This window comes from Methylobacterium terrae, assembly GCF_003173755.1.
Lineage (GTDB): Bacteria > Pseudomonadota > Alphaproteobacteria > Rhizobiales > Beijerinckiaceae > Methylobacterium > Methylobacterium terrae.
In genome coordinates this window covers 1,017,838-1,039,679 of the sequence record NZ_CP029553.1, presented here as the reverse complement: position 1 = coordinate 1,039,679, position 21,842 = coordinate 1,017,838, and the positions used below count along the sequence as shown (strand labels likewise).

Annotated in this window: 21 protein-coding genes and 1 other RNA gene; 10 read left to right on the top strand and 12 right to left on the bottom strand. The window is 71.7% G+C overall.

The genetic code is table 11. The features are described 5' to 3' along the window. Positions 1 to 67: 67 nt before the first annotated feature. Positions 68 to 1,234 (top strand): M23 family metallopeptidase, encoded by a 1,167-nt coding sequence (locus DK419_RS29765; protein ID WP_109962127.1) that lies wholly within the window; start codon positions 68 to 70, stop codon positions 1,232 to 1,234. An 18-nt stretch (positions 1,235 to 1,252) separates the two neighbouring features. On the opposite strand, the gene DK419_RS04670 is transcribed toward DK419_RS29765, so the two are convergent. The 4 genes from DK419_RS04670 to DK419_RS04655 all read right to left on the bottom strand — a co-directional run bounded on the left by DK419_RS04670 (position 1,253) and on the right by DK419_RS04655 (position 5,660). Further along, complete coding sequence (locus DK419_RS04670) at positions 1,253 to 1,501, bottom strand: DUF2934 domain-containing protein (protein WP_109958062.1); 249 nt, start codon at positions 1,499 to 1,501, stop codon at positions 1,253 to 1,255. A gap of 167 nt (positions 1,502 to 1,668) precedes the next feature. After that, entirely contained in the window at positions 1,669 to 3,297 is a 1,629-nt protein-coding gene (locus DK419_RS04665) for a CTP synthase (protein ID WP_109958061.1), read from the bottom strand. Between the two features lie 148 nt (positions 3,298 to 3,445). Then, positions 3,446 to 3,850, bottom strand: coding sequence for a preprotein translocase subunit SecG (gene secG, locus DK419_RS04660; protein ID WP_109958060.1), 405 nt, complete (start codon positions 3,848 to 3,850; stop codon positions 3,446 to 3,448). A gap of 469 nt (positions 3,851 to 4,319) precedes the next feature. Next, a complete protein-coding gene (locus DK419_RS04655) occupies positions 4,320 to 5,660 on the bottom strand; it encodes a dihydroorotase (protein WP_109958059.1) in 1,341 nt (446 codons plus the stop codon). A 120-nt stretch (positions 5,661 to 5,780) separates the two neighbouring features. Here DK419_RS04655 and ygfZ point away from each other — a divergent pair, with 120 nt between their 5' ends. After that, on the top strand, positions 5,781 to 6,602 hold the full coding sequence (gene ygfZ, locus DK419_RS04650) for a CAF17-like 4Fe-4S cluster assembly/insertion protein YgfZ (RefSeq protein ID WP_109958058.1): 822 nt from the start codon (positions 5,781 to 5,783) through the stop codon (positions 6,600 to 6,602). A 127-nt stretch (positions 6,603 to 6,729) separates the two neighbouring features. Here the strand turns inward: ygfZ and DK419_RS04645 are convergent, their stop codons facing one another. The 3 genes from DK419_RS04645 to fumC form a co-directional block, all read right to left on the bottom strand. Then, the gene (locus tag DK419_RS04645; protein ID WP_245442826.1) at positions 6,730 to 7,017 is read right to left on the bottom strand and encodes a ribbon-helix-helix domain-containing protein; all 288 of its coding nucleotides are present in this window, start codon (positions 7,015 to 7,017) and stop codon (positions 6,730 to 6,732) included. Continuing rightward, positions 7,014 to 7,205, bottom strand: coding sequence for a DUF4169 family protein (locus DK419_RS04640; protein WP_109958057.1), 192 nt, complete (start codon positions 7,203 to 7,205; stop codon positions 7,014 to 7,016). Before DK419_RS04640 ends, DK419_RS04645 begins: the two co-directional genes overlap by 4 nt. Before the next feature lie 81 nt (positions 7,206 to 7,286). Further along, complete coding sequence (fumC, locus tag DK419_RS04635) at positions 7,287 to 8,696, bottom strand: class II fumarate hydratase (RefSeq protein ID WP_109958056.1); 1,410 nt, start codon at positions 8,694 to 8,696, stop codon at positions 7,287 to 7,289. Between the two features lie 102 nt (positions 8,697 to 8,798). Here fumC and DK419_RS04630 point away from each other — a divergent pair, with 102 nt between their 5' ends. Then, positions 8,799 to 10,190, top strand: a complete 1,392-nt coding sequence (locus DK419_RS04630; RefSeq protein WP_109958055.1) for a cytochrome P450 — start codon at positions 8,799 to 8,801, stop codon at positions 10,188 to 10,190. 139 nt (positions 10,191 to 10,329) lie between these two features. Here the strand turns inward: DK419_RS04630 and DK419_RS04625 are convergent, their stop codons facing one another. Together DK419_RS04625 and ssrA are read right to left on the bottom strand one after the other, a co-directional pair. Further along, the gene (locus DK419_RS04625; RefSeq protein WP_109958054.1) at positions 10,330 to 10,992 is read right to left on the bottom strand and encodes an SspB family protein; all 663 of its coding nucleotides are present in this window, start codon (positions 10,990 to 10,992) and stop codon (positions 10,330 to 10,332) included. Positions 10,993 to 11,036: 44 nt separating this feature from the next. Continuing rightward, positions 11,037 to 11,402, bottom strand: a transfer-messenger RNA (tmRNA) gene (gene ssrA, locus DK419_RS04620). 156 nt (positions 11,403 to 11,558) lie between these two features. On the opposite strand from ssrA, the gene DK419_RS04615 reads away from it, so the two are divergent. The 7 genes from DK419_RS04615 to DK419_RS04585 all read left to right on the top strand — a co-directional run bounded on the left by DK419_RS04615 (position 11,559) and on the right by DK419_RS04585 (position 18,071). Next, positions 11,559 to 12,206, top strand: coding sequence for a CPBP family intramembrane glutamic endopeptidase (locus tag DK419_RS04615; RefSeq protein WP_162561146.1), 648 nt, complete (start codon positions 11,559 to 11,561; stop codon positions 12,204 to 12,206). Between the two features lie 156 nt (positions 12,207 to 12,362). Next, complete coding sequence (locus DK419_RS04610; RefSeq protein ID WP_109958052.1) at positions 12,363 to 13,157, top strand: thymidylate synthase; 795 nt, start codon at positions 12,363 to 12,365, stop codon at positions 13,155 to 13,157. 2 nt (positions 13,158 to 13,159) lie between these two features. After that, positions 13,160 to 13,654, top strand: coding sequence for a dihydrofolate reductase (locus DK419_RS04605; protein WP_109958051.1), 495 nt, complete (start codon positions 13,160 to 13,162; stop codon positions 13,652 to 13,654). Between the two features lie 209 nt (positions 13,655 to 13,863). Then, positions 13,864 to 15,081: an FtsH protease activity modulator HflK gene (gene hflK, locus DK419_RS04600; RefSeq protein WP_109958050.1), complete on the top strand. Its 1,218-nt coding sequence runs from the start codon at positions 13,864 to 13,866 to the stop codon at positions 15,079 to 15,081. Continuing rightward, positions 15,078 to 15,998, top strand: a complete 921-nt coding sequence (gene hflC, locus DK419_RS04595; protein WP_109958049.1) for a protease modulator HflC — start codon at positions 15,078 to 15,080, stop codon at positions 15,996 to 15,998. Before hflK ends, hflC begins: the two co-directional genes overlap by 4 nt. A 202-nt stretch (positions 15,999 to 16,200) precedes the next feature. Further along, the gene (locus DK419_RS04590; protein ID WP_109958048.1) at positions 16,201 to 16,395 is read left to right on the top strand and encodes a DUF2065 family protein; all 195 of its coding nucleotides are present in this window, start codon (positions 16,201 to 16,203) and stop codon (positions 16,393 to 16,395) included. Between the two features lie 158 nt (positions 16,396 to 16,553). After that, positions 16,554 to 18,071, top strand: coding sequence for a DegQ family serine endoprotease (locus DK419_RS04585; RefSeq protein ID WP_109958047.1), 1,518 nt, complete (start codon positions 16,554 to 16,556; stop codon positions 18,069 to 18,071). Between the two features lie 382 nt (positions 18,072 to 18,453). On the opposite strand, the gene tolB is transcribed toward DK419_RS04585, so the two are convergent. Genes tolB through DK419_RS04570 form a run of 3 tightly spaced genes read right to left on the bottom strand, consistent with a single transcriptional unit; the run spans position 18,454 to position 21,808 of the window. Continuing rightward, positions 18,454 to 19,797, bottom strand: coding sequence for a Tol-Pal system beta propeller repeat protein TolB (gene tolB, locus DK419_RS04580; protein WP_109958046.1), 1,344 nt, complete (start codon positions 19,795 to 19,797; stop codon positions 18,454 to 18,456). A gap of 45 nt (positions 19,798 to 19,842) precedes the next feature. Continuing rightward, a complete protein-coding gene (gene tolA / locus DK419_RS04575; protein WP_167450827.1) occupies positions 19,843 to 21,342 on the bottom strand; it encodes a cell envelope integrity protein TolA in 1,500 nt (499 codons plus the stop codon). Positions 21,343 to 21,364: 22 nt separating this feature from the next. Continuing rightward, a complete protein-coding gene (locus tag DK419_RS04570; protein ID WP_109958045.1) occupies positions 21,365 to 21,808 on the bottom strand; it encodes an ExbD/TolR family protein in 444 nt (147 codons plus the stop codon). Positions 21,809 to 21,842 lie beyond the last annotated feature (34 nt).

Below are 21,842 nucleotides of genomic sequence, written 5' to 3'. Positions count from 1 at the left end.
CGCCGCCGCCTTCCTGCCGCCCGCGCGCAACTCCGCCCGCACCTCCGGCGGCCCGGATCGGATCTGGGTGGTGCGGCGCAGGACGCTGGCGTTCGCCGCCCTCGCCTTCGGGGCGCTCTCGCTCTGGGCCAGCGCGGCGACCTGGTTCATCGTGTTCCGCGACGAGGCGCTCGCCCGGTTCATGGAGCGCCAGAGCGCGATGCAGTACGCCTACGAGGAGCGCATCAGTGCCCTGCGGGCCCGCCTCGACCGGGTCGCGACGCAGAAGCTCCTGGAGCAGGACGGGGTCGAGACGCGGCTCGCCGACATCGCCGGCCGCCAGGTCGCGCTGGAGAGCCGCCAGGCGATGCTCGCGGGCCTCGCCGAGCAGGCCGGCATCGCGGCGGGCGAGGACGGGTCGGCGCTCGCCGGCGCCTGGACCGCCCGCGAAACCAGGCCGCTGCCGTCCCCGCCCGCGCAGGTCCCGGTTTCCCCGACGCCCGAATCCCTCGGATTGCGCACGGAGGCCGACGCGATCGCGCCCGCCCCCTCCCCCGGGCTGTCGACCCGGATGGCGATGCTGGAACACGCCCTCGACGGGTTCGAGGCGCGCCAGAGCCTGACGGTCGGGCGCCTCGCGGCCCGCAGCCGCAGCGAGGCGGCGCGCCTGCGGAGCGTGATGGCCGAGACCGGGCTCGACGCGCGGCGCTTCGCCGCCGCCCGTACCGGCGGGATCGGCGGGCCGCTGGTGCCGGCCGGGTCGGGCCCGTTCGAGACCGCGGTGCTGCAGGCCCAGCACGATCTCGGCGAGCGCGACGGCCTGCGCAAGATTGTCGGGACGCTGCCGCTGCGGCGGCCGGTCGCGGTCGATGGCGGGCTGTCGAGCACCTTCGGCTACCGGGCCGACCCGTTCACCCGCGGCCTGGCGCTCCATACCGGGATCGACCTGCGCTCGGATCACGGCGCTCCGGCGCGGGCGACCGCCGCCGGCACGGTGACCCAGGCGGAGTACGCCGGCGGCTACGGCAACCTGGTCGAGATCGATCACGGCCACGGCCTCGCGACCCGCTACGCCCACCTCTCGGCGATCACGGTGGTGCCCGGCCAGACCGTGGCGGCGGGACAGGTGGTCGGCCGTGTCGGATCCACCGGCCGCTCGACCGGCACGCACCTGCATTACGAGACCCGCATCGACGGCGAGCCGGTCGATCCGCAGCGCTTCCTGCGGGCCGGCGCGCGGCTGGCGGCGCGCTGAGCACCGGGCGGGACAAGCCTATCCCTCGGCGGCTCCGGTCGTGGCGTCGGCGGGAGCCGGAACGGGAGCCTTGGCCGGGATGTGGGCCGATGCCGCCTCCTCGGGCTGCGCCTGCGCCGCGGCGGGATCGCGCCGGCCGTCCTGCTCGGCCCGCAATTCGCGCTCGGCGAGGAGCCAGAACTGGATCTCGAACCCGTCCGGGCGGTGGTTGCGCTCCCAGATGTCGTAGGCGCGGGCCCGGATCGCCGCCAGGGGAATCTCACGCATCGCGAAACATACCTCTTCCACGCCCCCGCACCGTGCCGCACGGCACAACGGGGTTTCTATACCGTGGCTCGGTATCACTGTCGCGACGGAACGGCCGCTCTCGCCGCCGGTCCCGATCGTTTCGATAACCTATGTTGACCCCGAGCGACGCCCGGGGGCCGGCGGCGTCAGACCAGCCGGCTCTGCTCGATCGCCGCGGCGACGAAGCTCTGGAACAGCGGGTGCGGCTCGAACGGCCGCGACTTCAGCTCCGGGTGGAACTGCACGCCGATGAACCAGGGGTGGCCCACCACCTCGACGGTCTCGGGCAGGAGCCCGTCCGGCGACAGGCCGGCGAAGCGCATGCCCTTGGCCTCGAGCCGCTCGCGATAGGCCATGTTGACCTCGTAGCGGTGGCGGTGGCGCTCGGCGATGCGGGTGCCGCCGTAGATCTTGGCGATCTGCGATTCGGGCGCCAGCGCCGCCGTGTAGGAGCCGAGCCGCATCGTGCCGCCGAGATCGCCCTCGGCGATGCGCCGCTCGAGCTCGTTGCCGCGCATCCACTCGGTGAGGAGGCCGACCACCGGCTCCGGCGTCGGGCCGAACTCGGTCGAGTTGGCGTCGGCGATGCCGGCGAGCGAGCGCGCCGCCTCGACCACCGCCATCTGCATGCCGAAGCAGATGCCGAAATACGGGATCTTGCGCTCGCGGGCGTAGCGGGCGGCGCGGATCTTCCCCTCCGCCCCGCGCTGGCCGAAGCCGCCCGGCACCAGGATGCCGTTGAGGCCCTCCAGGAACGGGCCCGGATCCTCACGCTCGAACACCTCGGCCTCGATCCACTCCAGGTTGACCTTGACCCGGTTGGCGATCCCGCCGTGGTTCAGCGCCTCGATCAGCGACTTGTAGGCGTCCTTGAGGCCCGTGTACTTGCCCACGATGGCGATCGAGACCTCGCCCTCCGGGCTCTTGATCCGGCCGACGATGTCGCGCCAGCGGTCGAGCTTCGGCTCGGGACCGGTCTCGAGGCCGAAATGCGCCAGCACCTCGCGGTCCAGGCCCTCCTCCTTGTAGGAGAGCGGCACCTCGTAGATCGTGCCGACGTCGCGCGCCTCGATCACCGCCGTCTCGCGCACGTTGCAGAACTGGGCGAGCTTCCGGCGCTCCTCGCGCGGGATCGGCCGGTCGCAGCGGCAGAGCAGGATGTCGGGCTGGATGCCGATCGAGCGCAGCTCCGCCACCGAGTGCTGGGTCGGCTTGGTCTTCAGCTCGCCGGCGGACGGGATGTAGGGCAGCAGCGTCAGGTGGACGTAGGCACAGGTGCCCCGCGGCAGCTCCTGCCCGAGCTGGCGGATCGCCTCGAAGAACGGCAGGCCCTCGATGTCGCCGACGGTGCCGCCGATCTCGACCAGCACGAAGTCGTAGGCGTCGTTGCCGTCGAGGACGAATTCCTTGATGGCGTTGGTGACGTGCGGAATCACCTGGATGGTCGCGCCGAGATAGTCGCCCCGCCGCTCCTTGGTGATGATGTCGAGGTAGATCCGGCCGGTCGTGATGTTGTCGGCCCGCGTCGCCGGCACGCCGGTGAAGCGCTCGTAATGGCCGAGATCGAGATCGGTCTCGGCGCCGTCGTCGGTGACGAAGACCTCGCCGTGCTGCGTCGGGCTCATCGTGCCCGGATCGACGTTGAGGTAGGGGTCCAGCTTGCGCAGGCGGACCTTGTAGCCGCGGGCCTGGAGCAGGGCCGCGAGGGCGGCGGAAGCGAGACCCTTGCCGAGCGAGGAGACCACGCCGCCGGTGATGAAAACATACCGCGTCATGGGACGTGCTCCATACACAGGCGTGGCCGGGTTGCCAAACGCCGCCAGCTCAACGGGGTCATGTCCGGGCGGCAGGGCCGGCCGGATTCACAGGATCTTTCGGGAGAGAGGGGCGGCGCGGGGGGCGCCGCCGGACTCACGCGTCGCCTCAGCGCGATTGGGGAGCCGCGGGAGCGGCCGGGGCGGCGGGCGCCGCCGGTGCCTGGGTCGCGGGCGCGTCGCCCTGCTGCTGACGCAGCTGGTCGAGGACGTTGCCGGTCGCGGGAGCACCGGTCTGGCCCGCCGGGGCCCGGTTGCCGGCGCCGTCGAAGATCGAGCGCGGGCCCGCTCCCCGGTGCGACATGATCGCCAGGATCATGCTGGTGGTGAAGAACAGGGCCGCCAGGATCGCGGTGGCGCGGGTCAGCGCGTTGGCCTGGCCGCGGCCGGTCATGAAGCCCTGCGTGCCGCCCCCGCCGCCGAGGCCGAGGCCGCCCTCGGAGCGCTGCAGCAGCACCACGCCGATCAGGGCGAGGACGATGATCAGGTGGACGACGATCAGGACGGTCTGCATCGGGCTTCCGGGCCGGCCGCGAACGGCCGCCAACGTGGCAACGGCCGGCACGCGGGACGCGTCCGGACCTCCAATTCCGGGCGCTCCTATACGAGAAGTGCGCCCGCGCCAAGGGTGATGGGTGGAATGAAGGTTCCGCGCGAGGCGCGGGATGAACCCTCTCCCTATAGAGGCAGGGCTGTCCCGGGAAAAGAATGGCGCGGGAACCCTCCTCTCCCCGTGGGCGGGGAGAGGCCTTCACCCCCCTTGTCGGGGGTGAAGGAAGCCTGCAGGGCGCGGGTGAGGGGGTCTCGACGCGTGAGGCTCCTCCGGAAACACCCCCTCACCCCCGCTCCAGCTGCGCCTCCGCTTGCCGTGTCCCCTGGACGGCGACACGGCCCTCTCCCCGCCCGCGGGGAGAGGAGAGAACCTGCGCCTCTTCCTTCCCGGACAGCCATGCCGCAGAGGGGAAGGATTCTGACGGTTCGCCTCACGCCTTCGCCGGGAACCCTTCCTCGAACCGCACCGCCTCGCCCCGCGACGGCTCCGCGAGCGAGCCCTCCCACATCACCGCCTGGCCGCGCACCACCGTCCCGACCGGCCAGCCCGTGACCTCGCGGCCGTCATGAGGCGTCCAGCCGCACTTCGAGGCGATCCACGCATTGGTGATGGTCTCGCGGCGCTTGAGGTCCACGACCGTCACGTCGGCGTCGTAGCCGACCGCCAGGCGCCCTTTGCGGGCGATGCCGAAGATGCGCTTCGGCCCGGCGCTGGTGAGGTCGACGAAGCGCTGCAGCGACAGCCGGCCGGCGGCGACGTGGTCGAGCATCACCGGCACCAGGGTCTGCACGCCGGTCATGCCCGAGGGCGAATCCGGATAGGCCTTCCGCTTCTCCTCGAGGGTATGGGGCGCGTGGTCGGAGCCGAGCACGTCGGCGACACCCTGCGACAGGCCCCACCACAGCCCGTCGCGGTGGCTCGCGTCGCGCACCGGCGGGTTCATCTGCACCAGCGTGCCGAGGCGGGCATAGGCCTCATCGCCGTCCAGCGTCAGGTGATGGGGCGTCAGCTCGCAGGTCGCGACGTCCTTGTGCTCGGCCAGGTAGCGCATCTCCTCCTTGGTGGAGATGTGCAGGATGTGGATGCGCGCCCCGGTCTCGCGGGCGATGCGCACCAGCCGCTCGGTCGCCTTCAGCGCTGCTTCCGGCGAGCGCCAGACCGGGTGGGAGGACGGATCGCCCGGCACCCGCAGGCCCTTGCGGTCGCGCAGCATCGCCTCGTCCTCGGCGTGGAAGGCCGAGCGGCGGCGGGTGCGCTTCAGGATCTCGGTGATGCCGGCATCGTCCTCGACGAGGAGGGAGCCGGTGGAGGAGCCGATGAACACCTTGATGCCGGCCGCCCCCGGCAGGCGCTCGAGCTCGGCGACGTCCCGCGCGTTCTCGTGCGTGCCCCCGACCCAGAACGCGAAGTCGCAATGCATCCGGTGATGGGCGCGCTTCAGCTTGTCGTCGAGGGCGTCGGGATCGGTCGTCTGCGGCACGGTGTTGGGCATCTCGAACACCGTGGTGACGCCGCCCATCACGGCGGCGCGCGACCCCGTTTCCAGGTCCTCCTTGTGGTCGAGGCCCGGCTCGCGGAAATGGACCTGGCTGTCGATCACGCCGGGCAGGAGGTGGAGGCCCCGGCAATCGAGGGTGCGGCCGGCCGACGCCTGCGACAGGTCGCCGATCGCGGCGACGCGCCCGGCCGTCACCCCGATATCGGCCAGGCCCTCGCCGTCGTGGTTGACCACGGTACCGCCGCGCAGGAGGAGGTCGAAGCTCTGGCTCATCGGTCGCAATCCTCGTCCGCAATCCGCGTTCGCAATCTGCGTTCGCTCTGGGCCCCGATTGAGGGCCGGGCGCAGGCGGCTTATGTCACCCCCGCCCGCGGTTCAAGCAAAGGACCCCCGATGCCGCTTGCCCACCTGCCGGACCGTGCCCTCGTGGCGGTGACCGGCGCCGACGCGTCGAGCTTCCTCCAGGGTCTCGTGACCTGCAACGTCGAGACCCTGCCCGAGGGCGAGGCCCGCCTCGGCGCGCTCCTGACCCCGCAGGGCAAGATCCTGTTCGACTTCCTGGTCAGCCGCGCCCCCGACGGCTACCGCCTCGACGTCGCCCGCGAGAAGGCGCCCGACCTCCTCAAGCGCCTGACCCTCTACCGCTTGCGCGCCAAGGTGACGGTGGAGGCGCTGCCGCTCGCGGTGGCGGCGGGCTGGGATGCGGACGCCCCCTCCTCCGCCCTGCGCGACGGGCGTCTCGCCGCCCTCGGCTGGCGCCTCTACGCCCCGGAGGCCTCGGCGGCGGATTCCGACGCGGCGGCTTATGCCGCCCGCCGCATCGCCCTCGGCGTGCCGGAAGGAGGGACCGACTTCGCGCTCGGCGACGCATTCCCGCACGAGGCGCTGATGGACCAGCTCGGCGGCGTCGACTTCAAGAAGGGCTGCTACGTCGGCCAGGAGGTGGTGTCGCGGATGCAGCACCGCGGCACCGCCCGTACCCGCATCGTGCCGCTGGTCTACCGCGACGGCGCGGCGGCGCCCTCCGGCGAGCCGGTCACGGCCGGCGAGCGGAGCCTCGGCCAGACCGGCGGCGGTGCGGACGGGCGGGGGCTCGCGAGCCTGCGCATCGACCGTCTGGCCGAGGCGCTGGCGGCAGGGGAGACGGTGCTGGCCGGCGGGCGGGCGGTGGAGGTCGAGAAGCCGGGCTTCGCGAGTTTCGCGTGGCCGGTGTGACCACGACCTTTTCGACGTTCAGGACTGATGTTCGGAAACTACGAATATTCATAATGTCGCGGGATCCCTCTCCCATGCGGGAAAGGGGACGGGATTTACCTGAAAACCCTGTAGAAGATCGCAATCATCAGGTCGGCGCGGAACTGTCGCCAGTACCGTCCGCCTCCCCCGGCCACACCGCCCGCAATACGAACACCCGGATCGCCGACGACAGGTTCTGCCCGCCCCGCTCCGCGTCGATGCGCCCGACAAGGGCCTGGACCGAGAGGCCGCGCGCCGAGGCGAGCTGGCGCAACGCCTCCCAGAACGCCGCCTCGAGGGAGACGCTGGTGCGGTGGCCGGCGATGACGAGCGAGCGCTTGAGCAATCCGCCCTCGGGCAGAGCGCTCGACGGCGGAAGGTCGTCCGGGCTCACGCCTCGGCGTCGGGATTCTTCAGCCGGTGGCCCTCGTGCCGGGCGGCCTCCAGGCTCTTGCGGGCCTCCTCCCGGGTCTTGGCCGCCTTGGGCCGGCCGAACACGACCCGGTTCTCGGTCGCCTGGGCCTCCTTGGCGGCCCGCTCGCGGGCCTTGCGGACCTGCTTCAGGTTGATGATCTCGGCCATGACCCGATCCTCCGCGCCCCCGCGATCGTGAGAACGCCCCGCGCCGCCAAAGGCTGCGCGGGGCTTCGCATCACAGTGGGGTCATTCGGCGCTCGGCGCCAGCATGTCCTCCGGGCGCACCACCGCGTCGAACTGCTCCTCGGTGACGTAGCCGAGGCGCAGGGCCTCCTGCTTCAGCGTGGTGCCGTTCTTGTGCGCGGTCTTGGCGATCTCGGCGGCCTTGTCGTAGCCGATCGAGGGCGCGAGCGCGGTGACGAGCATCAGCGAGCGGCTCATCAGGTCGGCGATGCGGTCGTGATTCGGCTTGATCCCGACGACGCAGTTGTCGGCGAAGCTCACCGCGGCGTCTGCCAGCAGCCGCACCGATTGCAGCACCGCGTTGGCGATCACCGGCTTGTAGACGTTGAGCTCGAGGTGGCCCTGGCTGCCGGCCATCGACACGGTCGTGCCGTTGCCGACCACCTGGCAGCACACCATCGTCAGCGCCTCGGCCTGGGTCGGGTTGACCTTGCCGGGCATGATCGAGGAGCCGGGCTCGTTCTCGGGCAGCGAGATCTCGCCGAGGCCGGAGCGGGGCCCCGAGCCCATCAGCCGGATGTCGTTGGCGATCTTGAACAGGCCGCTCGCCAGCGCGTTGAGCGCGCCTTGCGTGAACACCAGGGCGTCGTGGGTCGCCAGCGCCTCGAACTTGTTCTCGGCCGAGGTGAAGGGCAGCCCGGTCAGCTCCGCCACCTTGGCGGCGAACTTGTCCGCGAATTCGGGATGCGCGTTGAGGCCGGTGCCCACCGCCGTGCCGCCCTGCGCCAGCGCCAGCACGCCCGGCAGCGTCGCGCCGACCCGGGCGCCGCCGAGGGCGACCTGCGCGGCGTAGCCGGAGAATTCCTGGCCGAGCGTGACCGGGGTCGCGTCCTGCAGGTGGGTGCGGCCGATCTTGACGATCTCGGAGAACTCGTTGGCCTTGGCGTCGAGGGCGCCGTGCAGGTGCCGGAGCGCCGGCATCAGCCGGTCGTTGATCTCGCGCGCCACCGCGATGTGCATCGCGGTCGGGAAGACGTCGTTCGAGGACTGGCCGCGGTTGACGTGGTCGTTCGGGTGCACCGGCGACTTGCCGCCGCGCTGGCCGCCCAACCGCTCGTTGGCGAGGCTGCCGATGACCTCGTTGGCGTTCATGTTCGACTGGGTGCCCGAGCCGGTCTGCCAGACCACCAGCGGGAACTCGCCGTCGTGCCGGCCCTCGACCACCTCGGCGGCCGACGCCGCGATCGCCTCGGCGACCTTCGGCTCGAGCACGCCGAGGTCGCGGTTGACGAGCGCGGCGGCCTGCTTGACGAGCCCGAGCGCGTGGACGAGGGGTGCGGGCATCCGCTCGGTGCCGATGCGGAAATTCTGGATCGAGCGCTGGGTCTGGGCGCCCCAGTAGCGGTCCGCCGGGACTTCGATCGGCCCGAACGTATCGGATTCCGTGCGGGTGGCTTTCTCGGTCGGCGACATCTTGGCCTCTTTGGCGGTGCGAAACGGCGCCTACTTAAGCCAAGAGCAGCGATTGCGCGATGCCCTGACATGCTTCGAATCGCGCCACCCCGAGGAGTCCGGATGCCTTCGCGTGCGGCGGCTTCTGTCGCCCCCTTCCGTCCCACCGTGCCCCGCCCGCGGACCGAGCCGATGGGGCTGTTCAGCTTCCTTCGTGCCGCCCGCGCCAACCCGCTGACCACCTGGTACGAGGAGCATTTCGAGCAGCCGATCGTCACCGGCGAGGGCGCGCTCGGCCGGGTCACGGTGGTGAGCGATCCGGCGGCGATCCGCCACGTGATGGTCGACAACGCCGCCAATTACCGTAAGGACGACCTCCAGCGCCGGGTGCTGGCACCGGGCCTCGGCAACGGCCTCCTCACCGCCGAGGGCGACGAGTGGCGCCTCCAGCGCCGCACCCTCGCGCCGATCTTCTCGCCCCGCCACGTCGCCGGCTTCGAGGCCTCGATGTCGGAGGCAGCCAGCCGGCTCGCCCGCCGGCTGAAGCGCCGGGACGGCCAGAGCGTCGACGCCGCCCTCGAGATGACCCGCGTCACCCTCGACGTGCTGGAGCGCACGATCTTCACCCATGGCCTCGCCCGCGAGCCGGACGCGCTCGGGCGCGCCATCACCCGCTACTTCGAGGCGCTCGGGCCCATCGACCCCCTCGACGTGTTCGGCATGCCCGACTGGCTGCCGCGGATCGGCCGCCTCAAGGCGCGGCCGGCGCTCCGCTTCTTCGCCGAGGTGGTGGACGAGCTGATCGAGCGCCGTCGCGCCCTCGTGGCGTCGGGCGCCGAGGCGCCGCACGACCTCCTCACCCTGCTGCTCAAGGCGCAGGATCCGGAGACCGGCCGCGGCCTCTCCGACATCGAGGTGCGGGCGAACATCGTCACCTTCATCGGCGCCGGCCACGAGACCACCGCCAACGCGCTGACCTGGACGCTCTACTGCCTGTCGCAGGACGCGAGTGCGCGCGAGGACGTGGAGGAGGAGGTCGACGCGGCCTTCTCGGCGAGCCCCGCGCCGGGCCTGGACGCCCTGCCCCGCACCAAGGCGGCTCTGGAGGAGGCGATGCGCCTTTTTCCGCCGGTGCCGTTCATGAGCCGGCAGGCGCTCGCCGAGGACCGGATCGGCCGGATCAAGATCCCGCGCGGCTCGCTGGTGACGGTCGCTCCTTACGTGCTGCACCGCCATCGCCGTCTGTGGGACGAGCCCGACGCCTTCGTGCCCGAGCGCTTCCTGCCGGAGAACCGCGCCCGCATCGACCGCTACGCCTACCTGCCCTTCGGGGCCGGCCCGCGGGTCTGCATCGGCGCGAGCTTCTCGGTGATGGAGGCGACGCTGGTGCTCGCCCACGTGCTGCACGCGGTACGCCTCGACCGGGCGCCGGAGGCAGGCCCCGTGGTGCCGCTGCACCGGGTGACGCTCAGGCCGCAGGACGGGCTGCGGATGCGGGTGACGGCGCGGGGGTGAAGGCGGATCAGGAGAGAGGACGGCCTTGTCGTCGACAGGCCCTCCTCGTCAACCCTGGGCCTCGCCTGCGGCGAGCCCCAATTTGACGGGAGGATGAAAGGATTGGCGATGTCGGACGATGGGACGCGACGCGCCGCGCTCAGCTCTTCTTGCGGAACGCGTCCAGGCTGACCACCGAGGCGCCCTCCTGCGGGGCGTCGGGGCGCTCGGCGGCCTCGTCGGGCTTGGCCTCGGCGCCCGCCTCATCCTTGCCGGAGGTATCCTTGCCGGACTCGTCCTTGGCCGCCGGCTTGGCCTCGGCCTTCGCCGCCGGCACGATCTTCGGCAGGTTGCTGCCGATCGCAGGGACCTTCGGCAGGGCCTCGCTCGGCTCGGAGCCGGCGCCGCGGATCGCCCGCAGGGGCGTCGCGCCGACGGGGGCCGCGTCCTCGGCCGGGGCCGAGCCGTCGTTCAGCTCGAACTTGAGGCCGAACTGCACGGAAGGATCGAAGAAGCCGGTCACCGCCTCGAACGGCACCAAGAGCCGCTCCGGCACGCCGGAGAAGGACAGGCCCACCTCGAAGGTGTGCTCGGTGACGCCGAGGTCCCAGAACTGGTGCTGGAGGACGATCGTCATGTCCTGCGGGTATTTCTCCCGCAGGCGCTGCGAGATCCGCACGCCGGGATAGTCGGTCCGGAACGAGACGTAGAAATGGTGCTCGCCGGCCAGGCCGTCGCGCGCCGCATCGCCCAGAACCTTGCGCACGACGTTGCGCAGGGCATCCTGCACCAGGAGATCGTAGCGAATCAGATCGTCTGCCATCAACCGTTGCCTGGCGCCGCATCGCTCGCGGGAAGAGAATTCGAAGTGGAGGCTTCTGTTGCCAGGTGCCTCCGAACCCCGCCTATGCGGTGCTACCCGCTAGGACTTCGTTTGGTCTTGGGGACCGCTTACGCGGCCACCGCCACCGGAGCAAAGTTGTCGTTGGCAACTATTGCATTGGCCCGATTACGGCGGAACCATGCCGAGCGAAAGCTCAACCTTTACGCCCTCGTCGATCCTATTTCGCCCCCGCCGAAGCCCGAACCGGACGGGCCGTTCCGGGCTTGGGTGGAGGCGCCGGGTACCGCCCCCGGGTCCGATAGGTTTATTCCGAAGAACGTTTATCGCCATAGCCGGCCTCGCGACCGGCAAGGGCGAATATAGAGGGTCCCGTGCCGCTTTTGAAGCCCGCCCCGCGCCATTCTGCGTCCGTTTCGCCAACCGTTGCACCGATGCCCGAATCCGGCTCCCCGGAAGCGCCCCCCCGGGCGTCCTCTCGAGCATCTTCGCGGTCGGGTCGCTGCCTCGGAATCGCCGCCGCGAGCCTCCGGGCGCTGCTCCTCCAAGTGGCCGCGTTCGGCCTCGCCTTCGGTGCGGTCGCGGCGGCCGGTCGCCTGCCGGCCCCGCCGCCCGGCCTGCTGCCGTTCTCCTCCCTGAGCGGCGGCGAGCGCGCGATCCTCGCCCTGACGGTGCTGCCGCATGCGGGCCTTGCCCTCCTCGTGCTCCTCGCCGCCCGGCTCCGGCCGGGACCGCCGCTGGGCTTCACCCGTCCCGCCCTGCCCCGCCGGGCCCTGCTTCTGATCCTGCTGTGGCCGCCGCTCCAGGTCGCGGGCACCGCGGGGCTGCTGCTCCTCGCAGGTCAGCCCCCCGCCCGGGCCTGGCGCCTGTCGCCGTTCCTCACCGGCGGGGTGTTCTGGACCTGGATCCTGTGGCTGGTGGTGCTGGCGCCGCTCGCCGAGGAGATGCTGTTTCGCGGCGACCTGTTCGGGCGGCTGCGCCGGCACCTCGCCCCGGCCGCGACGATCGCCGTGAGCGCGACGGTGTTCGCGCTCTGCCACGCCGAGCAGGGCCTGCTGCAGCCGGTCTCGGTCCTGCCGCTCGGGGTGGCGCTCGGCGCGATGCGGCTGTGGACCGGCAGCCTGTGGCCCTGCATCGCGCTCCACGCCGCGAGCAACGGCGCCGTGGTGCTGGCGCGGGTGTGGAGTACCGGCTGATTTACCCGCGCCGGCGCTCTCCCTCGCGCCGGGGACGCGCTATCGTGGAGGACCGCCCGAGCGGGAACCGTTTCTCCACCCGGGCATAGGCATAACGAGGCCGAACCGGGCGCCGCGCGGCGCCCGCACGCCGTCTTCACGCGGAGGATGTCCGCCATGCGCCCCTACCACGCCCTCCTCCAGCGCATCCTCGACGACGGCGTCGAGAAGCACGACCGCACCGGCACCGGCACCCTCTCGGTGTTCGGCCACCAGATGCGCTTCGACCTCGCCGAGGGCTTCCCCCTCGTGACGACGAAGCGCCTCCACCTCAAATCGATCATCCACGAGCTCCTGTGGTTCCTCGCCGGGGACACCAACGTCGCCTACCTCCAGGCGAACGGCGTGACGATCTGGGACGAGTGGGCCGACGAGCACGGCGACCTCGGCCCCGTCTACGGCCGGCAGTGGCGATCCTGGGCCAAGCCCGACGGCGGCAGCGTCGACCAGATCGCCTGGGTGCTCGACGAGATCCGCCGCAACCCCGATTCGCGCCGCCTCGTCGTCTCGGCCTGGAACCCGGCCGACCTCGACCGCATGGCTCTCGCGCCCTGCCACTGCCTGTTCCAGTTCTACGTCGCCGACGGCCGCCTCTCGCTCCAGCTCTACCAGCGCTCGGCCGACGTGTTCCTGGGCGTGCCGTTCAACATCGCCTCCTACGCGCTCCTCACCCACATGATGGCGCAGGTGCTCGACCTCGTCCCCGGCGACTTCGTCCACACGCTGGGCGACGCGCACCTCTACTCCAACCACTTGAACCAGGCCCGCGAGCAGCTCTCCCGCGACATCCGCCCGCTCCCGCGCCTGCGGCTCAACCCCTCCGTGCGCTCGCTGTTCGAGTTCCGCTACGACGACATCGCCATCGAGGACTACCACCCGCATCCGGCGATCCGGGCGCCGGTGGCGGTGTAGGGATGGCCCCTCCCCTCGTAACCCTGATCGTCGCCGTGGCGCGGAACGGCGTCATCGGCCGCGACAACGCGCTCGCCTGGCGCCTGCGCAGCGACCTGCGGCGCTTCCGCGCCCTCACCATGGGCAAGCCGGTGGTGATGGGGCGCAAGACCTGGGATTCGATCGGGCGGCCGCTGCCGGGGCGGCGGGTGATCGTCATGACCCGCGACGCGACCTGGTCGGCCCCCGGGACCGAGCGGGCGGCCGGCTGGGACGACGCCCTGCGGCTCGCGGGCGACGCCGAGGAGGTCATGGTGGCGGGCGGCGCCGAGATCTACGCGCTCGCCCTGCCGCACGCCGGCCGGATCCACCTCACCGAGGTCGCGGCGGCGCCGGACGGCGACGCGCGCTTCCCCGCCATCCCGCCGGACTTCCGCGAGGTCTCCGCCGAGGCCCACCCGGCCGGGCCGGAGGACGAGCACGACTTCCGGTTCGTCACCCTCGCGCGGCACGTCTGAGACGGGCAAACCATCTCAAGGATCCGGGTGCGGCGATGGAACTCCCGCGCCGGGGTCGAAACCTTGAGAATTGGCCCCGGGCCGGAGGTTGCTTTCGCGTGGGGCTCAGCCGATATCGCTGAAGGAGCGAGTGCCAGTGCAATGCGAGTGCCGCGCGGGACGCGAGAGACAGCGCGGGGCGTGCCGGCCGGGAAAGGACGTGGGCGAGCATGCCTTGGAGCAATCAGAGCGGCGGCAGCGGCGGTGGCGGCGGCAACGGGGGCGGTCCCTGGGGTAACCGCGGCGGCAATGGCGGCGGCGGTCCGTGGGGCGGCGGCTCCGGCGGCGGTGGCGGCGGTCCCTGGGGCGGCGGCGGTTCGGGCGGCGGCAACCAGCCGCCGGACCTCGAGGACCTCCTGCGCCGCAGCCAGGACCGCCTGCGGAACCTGATGCCCGGCGGCGGCTCGGTCGGCGCCAAGGGCGCGGTGCTGGCGGTGCTGGCCGTGCTGGTGCTCTGGCTGATGACCGGCTGGTACACGGTGCTGCCGAGCCAGGTCGGCATCAACACGGTCTTCGGGCGCTACACCGGCCAGTCCGGCGAGGGCCTGCGCTACAACTTCCCCTACCCGATCGGCGCGGTGGTAAAGCCGAATGTCGGCGAGTCGCGCAGCATCCAGGTCGGCTACCGCTCGGGCGTCGGCGCCCAGCGCTCCCGCGACGTGCCGGAGGAGAGCCTGATGCTCACCGGCGACGACAACATCGTCGACATCGACTTCGACGTGCAGTGGCGCGTGAACCCGGCCAAGGCCGAGGATTTCGTGTTCAACCTCCAGAACCCCGAGGGCACCATCAAGTCGGTGGCCGAGAGCGCGATGCGCGAGGTGGTGGGCCGGCGCCAGATCCAGGCGATCCTGACCACCGAGCAGTCGAGCGTGGCGCAGGAGGTGCAGCAGATCATCCAGAAGGCGCTCGATTCCTACGGCGCCGGCGTGCTGATCAACGTGGTGCAGCTCCAGGGCGTGAGCCCGCCGGCCGAGGTGCGCCAGGCCTTCGTCGACGTGAACGCGGCCCAGCAGGACGCGGCCCGCTCGCGCAACGAGGCCGAGACCTACGCCAGCCGCGTGGTGCCCGAGGCCCGCGGCCGGTCTTCGCAGATCCTGCAGCAGGCCGAGGCCTTCAAGGCCCAGGCCACCGCCGAGGCGACCGGCCAGGCCTCGCGCTTCCGCGAGGTCTACGAATCCTACAAGGTGTCGCCCGCGGTCTCCCGCGAGCGCATGTTCCTCGACACCATGGAGAAGGTGCTGGGCGGCGTGAACAAGGTGATCATCGACCAGGGCGGCGCCGCCGGCGCCGGTGCGGCCGCCGCCGGCGTGCTGCCGGTCCTGCCGCTGCAGGAATTCGCCAATACCGGCCGTCCCGCCGCCTCGGCCCAGGGGAGCGCGCGATGAACGGCAACGCCCTTCGCACCGGTCTCGTCGTCCTCGCCGTCCTGCTGCTGGTGGTGATCTACGCCTCGGCCTTCACCGTCGGCCAGACCCAGCAGGCCCTCGTGCTGCAGTTCGGCCGCGTGCGCACCGTGCTGAACCAGGCCGGCACCGACAAGCCCGGCCTCTACTTCAAGGTGCCGTTCCTCGAGAGCGTCGTGCTGTTCGAGAAGCGGCTCCTCGACCTCGACCTGCCGGTGCAGACGGTCCTCTCGGCCGACCGCCAGAACCTCGAGGTCGACGCCTTCGCCCGCTACAAGATCAGCGACCCGCTGCGCTTCTACCAGGCGGTGAACAACATCCAGGTCGCCAACCAGCGCCTCTCGAGCTTCACCAACGCGGCGATGCGCAACGTCCTCGCCAGCGCCTCGCGGGACGCCATCGTGCGCACCCAGCGCGAGGCCCTGATGAACCGCATCCAGGAGGAGGTGAACCGGCAGGCGAAGAACCTCGGCATCGAGATCATCGACCTGCGCCTGACCCGGGTCGACCTGCCGGCGGCGAACTCGCAGGCGGTCTACCAGCGGATGCGGACCGAGCGCGAGCGCGAGGCGGCGGACCTGCGCGCCAACGGCGCCCAGGTGGCGGCCACCATCAAGGCCCGGGCCGACCGCGACGTGACCGTGCTGCTGGCGGAAGCGAACCAGAAGGCCGACCAGCTCCGCGGCCAGGGCGAGGCGGACCGCAACCGCATCCTCGCCGACGCCTTCGGGCAGGACCCGGACTTCTTCGCCTTCTACCGCTCGATGCAGGCCTACGAGAAGGGCCTGAGCGGGTCAGACACCCGTCTGGTGATCAGCCCCGGCTCGGAGTTCTTCCGCTACTTCAACGACCCGCAGGGGCGGGCGCGCCCGGCGACGGCCCCGGCCGCCGGCCAGTAGCCCCGGCGAGCCCCGCGGCGGCCGGGCGCGCCCGGCCCTCGCGGGGCTCGACCCGACACGCGTGACGAGACCTGAGCGCCCCGCCCCGGCGGGGCGCATTGTTGTGACGGCGGACGTCAAGATCCGGCCGGTGCCGCGGAGACGACGAGAATGCGACCGCAGGGGGAATAGGGATGGCGGCGATGACCGCCCGCTCCCGGCCGTGAAGGATCTCGTCGCGGCCCTCGGCCTCGCCCTGGCCATCGAGGGCCTGCTCTGCGCCGCCTTCCCGGGGGCGATGCGCCGCGCGATGCAGGAAGCCGCCCAGAGCCCGATGGAGCGGATGCGCCTCGTCGGCCTCGCCTCCGCGGCGGCCGGCGTCGTCGTCGTCGGCGTCGTGCGCCTGGTCTTCGGCTGACCGCGCCCGGGGGCTTGGGCCGACGCGCCAGGGGCTTGAACCGGTTCGCCGGGAGACGATCTTAAGGGGCTCCCGGCCCGTCGCCGGGGCTGCCCGGGCGCCGCGGCGGGCCGGGCCGACACGCTTGTCCAGACGACCCTGCCCAACGAGGTTCATCAATGGCCGCTTCCTCGCGCCGTAACCCCGCCTTCGCGAGACGGCGCCTGCCCGCCCTCGCGGGGGCGCTTCTCGCGCTCTCCGTCGGCACCGCGGCCCTGCCGAGCGTCGCCCTCGCCAAGGGCCCCGAATCGCTGGCCGACCTCGCCGATCAGGTGACGGATGCGGTGGTGAACATCTCGGCCTCGACCACCGTCGAGGCGCGCGGCCGCACCCTGCCGCAACTGCCGCAGGGCACGCCGTTCGAGGACCTGTTCGAGGAGTTCTTCAACCGCCGCGGCCAGGGCGGCGGGGGCGGCGGGGGCGAGAGCCAGCCGCGGGCGCCGCGCCGCTCGAACTCGCTCGGCTCCGGCTTCATCATTGATTCGTCGGGCATCGTCGTCACCAACAACCACGTCATCGGCGACGCCAACGACATCCAGGTGATCCTGCACGACGGCCGCAAGCTGAAGGCCGAGATCGTCGGCAAGGATTCGAAGATCGACCTCGCGGTGCTGCGGGTGAAGCCCGATCCGGACCGGCCGCTGAAGGCGGTGCCGCTCGGCGATTCCGAGAAGATGCGGCCGGGCGACTGGGTGATCGCGATCGGCAACCCGTTCGGCCTCGGCGGCTCGGTCTCGGCCGGCATCGTCTCGGCGCGCGGCCGCAACATCGAGTCCGGCCCCTACGACAACTACATCCAGACCGACGCGGCCATCAACAAGGGCAACTCCGGCGGTCCGCTGTTCAACATGAACGGCGAGGTGATCGGCATCAACACCGCGATCCTGTCGCCGACCGGCGGCTCGGTCGGCATCGGCTTTGCCGTCCCCACCGCCACCGCCGGCCCGGTGATCGACCAGCTGCGCCAGTTCGGCGAGGTGCGCCGCGGCTGGCTCGGCGTGCGGATCCAGAACGTCGACGACACCACCGCCGAGGCGCTCGGCCTCAAGGGCGGCGGCCGCGGCGCATTGATCGCGGGCGTCGACGACAAGGGCCCGGCCCGGACCGCCGGCCTCGAGGTCGGCGACGTGATCACCAAGTTCAACGGCGTCGACGTCAAGAGCTCGAGCGACCTGCCCCGCATCGTCGCCTCGACCCCGGTCGGCAAGGTCGTCGACGTGACCACCATCCGCAAGGGCCAGGAGCAGACCAAGCAGGTCACCCTCGGGCGGCTGGAGGACAGCGACAAGCCGCAGCAGCAGGCGAACTTGAGCCGGCCGCAGCCGGAGGCCGACGTCACCCGCCAGGCGCTCGGGCTCAACCTCTCGGGCCTCTCCGACGAGGCGCGCAAGCGCTTCGGGGTGAAGGACACCGTCAAGGGCGTGCTGGTCACCCGGGTCGACCCGAACTCCAACGCCGCCGACAAGCGCATCCAGCCCGGCGACGTGATCGTCGAGGTCGGCCAGGAGGCGGTGTCCTCCCCTGCCGACGTCACCCGTCGCATCGACCAGATCAAGAAGGACGGTCGCAAGTCGGCCCTGCTCCTCGTCTCCAACAAGGAGGGCGAGGTGCGGTTCGTGGCGTTGAGCCTGGAGTAGTCCATCAGCGCGCGGCGGGCTTCCGGCTCGCTGCGCGCTCATGATCCTGTTGGTTCAGCCCCGATCGAAACGATACGCTCCTTGTCGTTCCCGCGACCGCGCAGCGGAGCCCGGAAATGGCGCGGGGAGTGTTGGGGACCTTTGGCGATCGAGCAGGCTCCCTGGCGAGGCCGCGCCTGACCGGACCTTCCCTGCGGCGCGACCACCCTCCATCGCCATCCCGGGTTCTCATCTGCGCCGAGCCCCAGGTCTGCGCCGAGGGCACGACGCGAAAATCCCACCTGCGACCTCCTTGTGAGATCGCGGGTGGGATTTTTCGTTCGGAGACGGGGCGCTCAGAGATGATTTGCGAGCCGGCCCGCGTTCCGGGTCGCCCCTCCCCTCACTTCTGCTGCGGGTCGATCAGCGGCGACCAGGTCGGATCCGAGGCGTAGGACGGGGTCGGGACCGGCTGCTCGACCTTGCCGGTGATGTCGACCATGTAGAGCTTGCCCCCGGCCTGGCCGCCCGGGTCGCGGAAGAACATCACGTACTGGCCGTTGGGCGCCCAGGTCGGGCCCTCGTTGTGGAAGCCCTCCGTCAGCACCCGCTCGCCGGTGCCGTCGGGCTTCATGATGCAGATCGAGAACGAGCCCTTCCGCTGGCGGGTGAAGGCGATGTAGTCGCCCCGCGGCGACCAGGCCGGCTGCGAGGCGGAGCCGTCGCCGAAGGACAGGCGGCGCGGGTTCGCGCCGTCGGCTCCCATGACGTAGACCTGCTGCTGGCCGCCCCGGTCGGATTCGAACACGATCTCGCGCCCGTCCGGCGAGAAGGACGGCGAGGTGTCGATGGCGTTGGCGTTGGTGATCCGGGTCTGGGCCTTCGAGGCGAGGTCCATCACGTAGATGCTGGCATTGCCGCCGTCCTGGTCGCTCATCACCAGGCGCCGCCCGTCCGGCGAGAAGCGCGGGCTGGTGCTCATCTCGGCCTTGGTCGGGATCACCTGGCGCGATCCGGTCGCGAGGTTGATCACCTGCACCCGCGGCTGCTGGCCGGTGACCTGCGACATGTAGGTGATGTCCTGGGTCGAGGGCGAGTAGCGCGGCGCCACCACCGAGGCCTCGCCGCTCGTCAGGTAGCGCACGTTGGCGCCGTCCTGATCCATGATCGCGAGGCGCTTGCGCCGGTTCTCCTTCGAGCCCGACTCGTCGACGAAGGCGACGCGGGTGTCGAAGAAGCCGCCGATGCCGGTGATCTTGGTGTAGACCGCGTCCGAGATCAGGTGGCCCATGCGGCGCGCATTGGCGCCGTCGCCGGCATATTGCTGGCCGATCATCTGCTGGCCCGACAGCACGTCCCACAGCCGGAACTCGGCCTTGAGCCGGCCCGACCCGTCGCGGATGACCCGGCCGGTGACGAGGCCCTGCACGCCGGTATCCTTCCAGGCGGCGAAGTTCGGCGCCGCGTCGAAGTTCGGGGTCTCGGGGAAGCGCGCCTTCTCGACCGGCGTGAAGTAGCCCGAGCGCTTCAGGTTGCTGGTCACGATGCCCGACAGCGTCGGGCCGAGGCTCGGATCGCCCGAGAAGTCGGCGACGGCGATCGGCATCGGCTGGAAGGCGCCGCCGGGGCCGATGCGCAGGTTGAGCTGCGCCCAGGCCGGCGAGGCCAGGCCCGAGACGAAGCCGGCGGCGAGGCACAGCCACAGGAGCGCGGCGAGCGCGGGACGCAATCGCGAGGGGAAGGGCATGGAGGGGTCGTCCGTCCGTATGGTGAGGCAGGCCGCCGGGGGTGTTTACGCCCGCGGCAGCTCGAACTCCGCGTTGATGACCCGCCAGTCGTTGTAGAACGGGGCGAACTGGGACGGGATGCGGAAGGGCGCGCAGCGCCGCACCGCCCGCACCGCGGCCTCGGCGATCGAGCGGTCGACCGCGCTGCCGCCGGCGCGCAGGATGCGCGGGTCGGTGGTGAGCGAGCCGTCGGGGTTCAGGCGGATGTCGAGCTGCGGCAGCACGATTCCCTGCGCGGCGCCCGGGGGCGCCGAGTAGCAGCGCTCGATCTGCTGCTGGAGCAGGCCAACCAGGGCGTCGCGCTGGCTCGGGTTGAGGCGCTGCGAGGTGCCGCTGGCGGCGCCGAGCGCCGCCGTGCGCTGCACCTCGCGGCCGGTGGCGCCGGTGGATTGCGACGGCCCGTGCGCCGCCAGCATGTCGCGGATCGAGCCCGAATTGAACTTGGCGGCGAGTTCGGCCTGGTGCCGGGCCTTGGCCTCCGCGGCCGCCTTGGCCTTCGCCTCGGCCACGGCACGCGCCTTTGCGGCGGCTTCCGCCTTCGCCTTGGCGTCCGCGGCGGCGCGGGCCTTGGCTTCGGCCTCCGCCTTGGCTTGGGCCTGGGCTTCCGCCTTCGCCTCGGCCTCGGCCTGGGCCTGGGCCTTCGCTTCGGCTTCCGCCTTCGCCTCGGCGCGCGCCTTGGCGTCCGCCTTCGCCTTGGCGTCGGCGACCGCCTTGGCCTTCGCTTCGGCCTCCGCTTGCGCCTTCGCCCTGGCCTCGGCCTCCGCTTCCGCTTTGGCTTCGGCCTTTGCCTTCGCCTCGGCGTCGGCGCGCGCCTTGGCCTCGGCCCGGGCCTTGGCGGCGGCCTTCGCCTCGGCCAGTTCCTCGCGCCGGATCGCCTCGGCCTCGGCCTTCTCGGCGGCGGCTTTCTCGGCCGCCGCCTTGGCCGCGGCGACGGCCGCCTTCTCGGCCGCGGCCTTGGCGGCAGCCTTCGCGGCCTCTTTCGCAGCTTCCTTGGCCGCTTCCTTGGCCTCGCGCTCCGCTTCCGCCTTGGCCTCGGCGCGCGCGTCCGCCTCCGCCTTGGCCTTCGCGGCGGCAGCCGCGGCAGCCGCCTTCTCGGCGTCGGCCCTGGCGGTGTCGGGACGGGCCGGCGGCATCGGCGCGGGCTCGGGCTGCTCGAGGGCCGGGCGCAGGGGCGGCGTCGGCATCTCCTCGGCGTTGGCGACCTTGATGTCGGGCGGGCGCGTCGGCGGCGTCGGCACGTTGGCCTTCGCCTCGCCGGGGTCGTTCTCCTGCTGCTTGTCCGCCACGCGGTCGGCGCGCGGGCTCTTGGCCGGGGCCTCGCCGTCGCGCTGGCCCTTGGTCAGCTCCGAGAACTGGTTCTCGGTGATGACCTCGACCGGCACGCCCTCCTCGGCCTGCGGCAGCGCGTGCGAGGCGGCGGCGAACAGCGCCAGCCCGATCAGCACCACGTGCGCGCCGGCCGAGACCCAGACGCCGGGCTCGGACCTGTCGAAGGGAAACAGCACGGAGAACCCCGCCCTACTGACGCTAACGCTGGTCGGGCTCGGTCACGAGGGCGACCTTCTTGAAGCCGCCGCTCGTCACGATCGCCATCACCTGGGCGACGCGGCCGTAATCGACCCGCTTGTCGCCGCGCACGAAGACCCGCTCCTCGAAGCCGTCCTTGGCGGTGGCCGAGATCTTGGCGACGATCGCGTCGTCGGAGAGCTCGTCCTCGCCGAGGAAGACCTGGCCGGTCTGGCGGATCGAGAGGGTGACCGGCTTCGAATCCTGGTTGAGGGCCGCGGCCTTGGTCTGCGGCAGGTCGAGGGGCACGCCGACGGTCATCATCGGCGCGGCGACCATGAAGATGATCAGGAGCACCAGCACGACGTCGATGAACGGCGTCATGTTGATCTCGTTGATCGCGCCGCCCCGCCGGCCGCGCCGACGGCGCCCGCCGCCCTGTGCCGCTCCGGAGGCCATGCCCATCTGGCTCAATCCTTCCTGATGACTGAGGCGACGC

Bases quoted from the DNA above. Each gene is read 5' to 3' on its own strand.
- DK419_RS04585 (WP_109958047.1), top strand. From the start codon at position 16,554: ATGGCCGCTTCCTCGCGCCGTAACCCCGCCTTCGCGAGACGGCGCCTG.
- secG (WP_109958060.1), bottom strand. From the start codon at position 3,850: ATGCAGACCGTCCTGATCGTCGTCCACCTGATCATCGTCCTCGCCCTG.
- DK419_RS04670 (WP_109958062.1), bottom strand. From the start codon at position 1,501: ATGCGTGAGATTCCCCTGGCGGCGATCCGGGCCCGCGCCTACGACATC.
- DK419_RS04665 (WP_109958061.1), bottom strand. From the start codon at position 3,297: ATGACGCGGTATGTTTTCATCACCGGCGGCGTGGTCTCCTCGCTCGGC.
- DK419_RS04630 (WP_109958055.1), top strand. From the start codon at position 8,799: ATGCCTTCGCGTGCGGCGGCTTCTGTCGCCCCCTTCCGTCCCACCGTG.
- hflC (WP_109958049.1), top strand. From the start codon at position 15,078: ATGAACGGCAACGCCCTTCGCACCGGTCTCGTCGTCCTCGCCGTCCTG.
- DK419_RS04610 (WP_109958052.1), top strand. From the start codon at position 12,363: ATGCGCCCCTACCACGCCCTCCTCCAGCGCATCCTCGACGACGGCGTC.
- DK419_RS04605 (WP_109958051.1), top strand. From the start codon at position 13,160: ATGGCCCCTCCCCTCGTAACCCTGATCGTCGCCGTGGCGCGGAACGGC.
- fumC (WP_109958056.1), bottom strand. From the start codon at position 8,696: ATGTCGCCGACCGAGAAAGCCACCCGCACGGAATCCGATACGTTCGGG.
- DK419_RS04570 (WP_109958045.1), bottom strand. From the start codon at position 21,808: ATGGGCATGGCCTCCGGAGCGGCACAGGGCGGCGGGCGCCGTCGGCGC.
- DK419_RS04625 (WP_109958054.1), bottom strand. From the start codon at position 10,992: ATGGCAGACGATCTGATTCGCTACGATCTCCTGGTGCAGGATGCCCTG.
- tolB (WP_109958046.1), bottom strand. From the start codon at position 19,797: ATGCCCTTCCCCTCGCGATTGCGTCCCGCGCTCGCCGCGCTCCTGTGG.
- DK419_RS04640 (WP_109958057.1), bottom strand. From the start codon at position 7,205: ATGGCCGAGATCATCAACCTGAAGCAGGTCCGCAAGGCCCGCGAGCGG.
- hflK (WP_109958050.1), top strand. From the start codon at position 13,864: ATGCCTTGGAGCAATCAGAGCGGCGGCAGCGGCGGTGGCGGCGGCAAC.
- DK419_RS04655 (WP_109958059.1), bottom strand. From the start codon at position 5,660: ATGAGCCAGAGCTTCGACCTCCTCCTGCGCGGCGGTACCGTGGTCAAC.
- ygfZ (WP_109958058.1), top strand. From the start codon at position 5,781: ATGCCGCTTGCCCACCTGCCGGACCGTGCCCTCGTGGCGGTGACCGGC.